The organism is Gardnerella greenwoodii 00703Dmash, assembly GCF_000263635.1.
In the GTDB taxonomy this organism is placed as follows: Bacteria; Actinomycetota; Actinomycetes; order Actinomycetales; family Bifidobacteriaceae; genus Bifidobacterium; species Bifidobacterium greenwoodii.
Map to the genome: position 1 here is coordinate 1 of NZ_ADEV01000002.1, position 2,412 is coordinate 2,412.

Annotated in this window: 2 protein-coding genes and 2 pseudogenes; all 4 read right to left on the reverse strand. The window is 39.6% G+C overall.

Annotation, left to right across the window (positions count from 1 at the left end):
* Nucleotides 1–201, reverse strand: a pseudogene (locus NG78_RS05760) (amino acid ABC transporter permease); the annotation flags it as partial.
* A 49-nt stretch (nt 202–250) separates the two neighbouring features.
* The gene (locus tag NG78_RS05755) at nt 251–1,228 is read right to left on the reverse strand and encodes an ABC transporter substrate-binding protein (protein WP_004133651.1); all 978 of its coding nucleotides are present in this window, start codon (nt 1,226–1,228) and stop codon (nt 251–253) included.
* Between the two features lie 160 nt (nt 1,229–1,388).
* A complete protein-coding gene (locus tag NG78_RS05750) occupies nt 1,389–2,183 on the reverse strand; it encodes an amino acid ABC transporter ATP-binding protein (RefSeq protein WP_004133652.1) in 795 nt (264 codons plus the stop codon).
* 78 nt (nt 2,184–2,261) lie between these two features.
* Nucleotides 2,262–2,412, reverse strand: a pseudogene (locus tag NG78_RS06225) (amino acid ABC transporter permease); the annotation flags it as partial.

Here is a 2,412-nt window from a genome sequence, read left to right on the forward strand (position 1 = left end):
CAGCCACAAAGTCCAGCCAATACCGGTAAGAACATTTTCGTCAATAATATATTTCGCTACAATATTCCACTCAAATCGACGATTAGTCGCTATAGAATACAGTAAAGAGCAGGCCACTAGCGCAACAATTACGCCGGCAATAATAGGACCCGGCTTTTTAACTGGAAGAATACGCTCATCGTTGTTCTTTTTAGAAAACATATTCACAATACTACTCTAAACTCAATCAAAATCAGAAGATACCAGAAAATCACACATTCGGATTTAATTCAGGATGCTTAACCATAATATCTTCCACACCCCAAGATTTCATGATTTTCTCATAATCTCCAGTTTGTATAAGTTTTTCAATACCAGCTTTAACAGCCTGAGCAAGCTGCTTATCCCCTTTTTGCATAATAATGCCCATAAGCGCCTTGTCTTTGCTTGTTCCCAAAGCCTCAAGCTGATTATCGGTTTGCTCAATAGCAAAACTAGAAACAGGAGTGTCGGCGTACATAATATCCGCTCTACCAGCCACAACAGCAGTCGTAGCATCTGTTTGTTCTTTAAAAGCAAGAACATCTAAAGGACTATTTTTACTCGCTTTACAAAAGTCTCTAGCACTATACATTTGCGATTCGCTGGTAGTGCCTACTTGTACAGAAACTTTTCTGCCGCACAAATTATTAAGACTTACATTCGTTGGGTTTCCTTTACGAACAACGAACAGCAATCCAGCATTTGCGTACGTTACAAAATCGACAGCTTTTTCTCTTTCCTTACTTACTGTAAAACCAGAAACACCTATATCGAATTTGCTGCCAACAGAAGGCAAGATAGCATCAAAAGGAGCATTCACAATAGTAAGTTTTAAGCCCATTAATTTTGCTAAAGCTTTATTAAGATCAATTTCGTAACCGATTACAGTTCGGCCATCTCTGGCATAAAATCCTGCAGGAGCATAACCAATGTTTGTTCCCATAACAAGCTCGCCTTTTTCCAACAGTTTTTTAGGAAGAAGAGAGGCGATTTTTTCATCTTTTTTAATGCTGTTAATGTTGTAGCAGCGGTCAAGAAGAGGGTCACGGCCAACAGCATCGGTTGTTCCACAAGCTCCAGAAAATCCTATTAAAGTAGCAGAAACAAAAGCCGCAATAGAGCGCATCCACCTAGAAGATCCTAAGAACGTCCACTTATTCTTACGATGCACATCAAGTTTCTTAACATCGCAATTCGCTTGAATCATAGAATCCCTTAACAACTATATCTACTTGAACATGCACAACTGTACCACTAATCATAAAGCAATACTGTGCTGTTCTTTTGAATTTTATAAAAGATTTACTGCGGCTTTACTGCAAATTTTAGGAGCTTCATAAAAGCTTCGTAAAAGCTTCGTAAAAGATTTAAAGCACGTGATGCAAGAAATCTTTGAAACGATTAGTTTGCGGATTGTCAATAATATCGGCAGTTCCGCACTCTACAACCGTTCCATCATCCATAAATACTACTTGATCCGCAACTTCACGCGCAAAACCAATTTCGTGCGTTACAACAATCATTGTCATGCCATCTTTTGCAAGATTTCGCATAACATTCAAAACTTCACCAACAAGCTCAGGATCAAGAGCAGAAGTCGGCTCATCAAATAGCATAATTTCCGGCTTCATAGCAAGAGCGCGAGCAATAGCCACACGCTGCTGCTGGCCGCCAGAAAGCTCAGCAGGATAATGATTCATTCGCTCAGCCATGCCGACTCGCTTAAGCTCTTCAATTGCTAAATCATTAGCTTCCTGCTTACTCATTCCCAACACGTGAACAGGAGCTTCCATAACATTTTCCAATGCCGTCATATGAGGGAATAAGTTAAAACGCTGGAAAACCATTCCAAGTTTCGAACGCTGCTTAGAAATCTCTTTATCGCTAAGAGCTTGAAGACATTCCTCGCCTTTATGCGTTACTTTTTTTACACCAATGCGCTCGCCATAAATGCTAATACTTCCAGCGCTAAGAGTTTCAAGCTGGTTAATTAAGCGCAATAAGGTTGATTTACCAGATCCGGAAGGTCCTAAAATAACAGTTACAGTTCCAGGATTAACGGTTATATTAATATTTTTTAATACGCTAAGACTACCGAATGATTTCTGTACGTTGCTTAAGATTACTGCGGGAAGATTGCTTTCGTTATTTTTAATAGTCATATTCGCTCCCTCATTGTAATTTTCTAAAGTATTACTCATGTTATTCACCAAAATTTCGTATATGAAGCAATGCTACCACTAGGCGTTAAAGCCCAACATAGCCGCGTCGTTACGTCCTTTAACATTTTTCTGCTTAGCGTGCAAAGATTTGTCGCCGCGCTGATCCGCATCTGTGTCTAATTGCGCATGTTTTACAATATCTCTAGCTTCGAAGCCTTTGCCGAAATGA

What these genes read in the sequence shown, in the direction of transcription:
- NG78_RS05755 (WP_004133651.1), bottom strand. Translation starts at nt 1,228, where the DNA reads ATGATTCAAGCGAATTGCGATGTTAAGAAACTTGATGTGCATCGTAAG.
- NG78_RS05750 (WP_004133652.1), bottom strand. Translation starts at nt 2,183, where the DNA reads ATGACTATTAAAAATAACGAAAGCAATCTTCCCGCAGTAATCTTAAGC.